This window comes from Halorubrum sp. SD612, from assembly GCF_002135005.1.
Genome location: NZ_NEWI01000336.1, coordinates 1 through 1,628 on the forward strand (window position 1 = coordinate 1; position 1,628 = coordinate 1,628).

The following is a 1,628-nucleotide window of genomic DNA, read 5'->3' on the forward strand; positions in this document are numbered from 1 at the left end:
ACTTCCCCACCGACGACCCGGCGGTGGTGACCTGTGGACTGCCGTACGCCAACGGCGACCTCCACATCGGTCACCTCCGCACCTACGTCGGCGGCGACGTGTACAGCCGCGCGCTCGAACGACTCGGACAGGAGACCGCGTTCGTCTCCGGCTCCGACATGCACGGCACCCCCGTCGCGGTCAACGCCGAGCAGGCGGGCGTCTCGCCCGAGGAGTTCGCGCTCGACTGGCACGAGCAGTACGCCGAGACGTTCCCCGAGTTCAACGTCGACTTCGACAACTACGGTCACACTCACGACGAGACGAACACCGAGGTCACCCAGCAGCTCGTCCGCGACCTCGACGAGGGGGGCCACCTCTACGAGAAGGAGATCATGGTGGCGTACGACCCCGTCGACGACCAGTTCCTCCCGGACCGCTACGTCGAGGGCACCTGTCCGTACTGCGGCGCGCACGCCCGCGGCGACGAGTGCGACGAGGGGTGCCAGCGCCACCTCGAACCCGGCGAGATCGAGGACCCCGAGTCGACGATCACCGGCAACCCGGCGGAGTACCGCGAGCGCACCCACCAGTTCTTCGCGGTCTCGGAGTTCGCCGACTACCTCACCGAGTTCCTCGACCGCCTCGAAGGCACCTCGAACGCCCGGAACCAGCCCCGGGAGTGGATCGAGCAGGGGCTTCAGGACTGGTGTATCACCCGCGACATGGACTGGGGGATCGACTTCCCCGGCGGCGAGGCGACGGAGTCGCCTCGGGAAGGCGGCGAAGCCGCCGACTCCCGGGACCTCGTCTTATACGTCTGGGTCGACGCCCCGATCGAGTACATCTCCTCGACGAAGCAGTACTCCGAGCGCGTCGGCGCCGACGCGTTCGACTGGGAGGCCGCGTGGAAGGAGGGCGCGAGCGACGAGCACCCGGAGGGCGGCGAGATCGTCCACGTGATCGGCCGCGACATCATCCAGCACCACACGATCTTCTGGCCCGCGATGCTGGAGGCGACCGACCACGCGGAGCCGCGCGCGGTGATGGCGAGCGGCTTCGTCACGCTCGGCGGGAAGGGGTTCTCGACCAGCCGCGACCGCGCGGTCTGGGCCGACGAGTACCTCGACGAGGGGTTCCACCCCGACCCGCTGCGCTACTACCTCGCGACCAACGGCGGGTTCCAGCAGGACGTCGACTTCTCGTGGGAGAAGTTCGCCGAGCGCGTCAACACCGAACTCGTGGGCACGGTCGGCAACTTCCTCTACCGCTCGCTCCTCTTCGCCCACCGCAACTACGAGGACGGCCCCGACGCCGACGCCCCGAGCGACGAGGTGGCGGCGCGGATCGACGAGGCCGTCGAGGAGTTCGCGGCCGCGGTCAACGGCTACTCCGTCCGCGCGCTCGGAGACGCCGTCACCGACCTCGCGCGGTACGGCAACGAGTACATCCAGCGCAACGAGCCGTGGAAGCTCGTCGACGAGGAGCCGGCGGAAGCCGAACGGGTCATCTACGACTGCGTCGCGCTCGCGAAGGCGATCGCCGTCTGCTTCGAGCCGCTGGCGCCCGAGAAGAGCGAGCGGCTCTGGGACCAGCTCGGCGAGCCCGGCTCGGTTCACGACGCGACCGTCGAGGCCGCCCGCGAGGGC

The 1,628-nt window shown here is 69.4% G+C and carries 1 protein-coding gene; it reads left to right on the forward strand.

Features of this window, described 5'->3' with window-relative positions:
- The coding region (metG, locus tag B9G38_RS17085) for a methionine--tRNA ligase (RefSeq protein ID WP_143415613.1) at positions 1-1,628 on the forward strand (1,628 nt) is incomplete at both ends.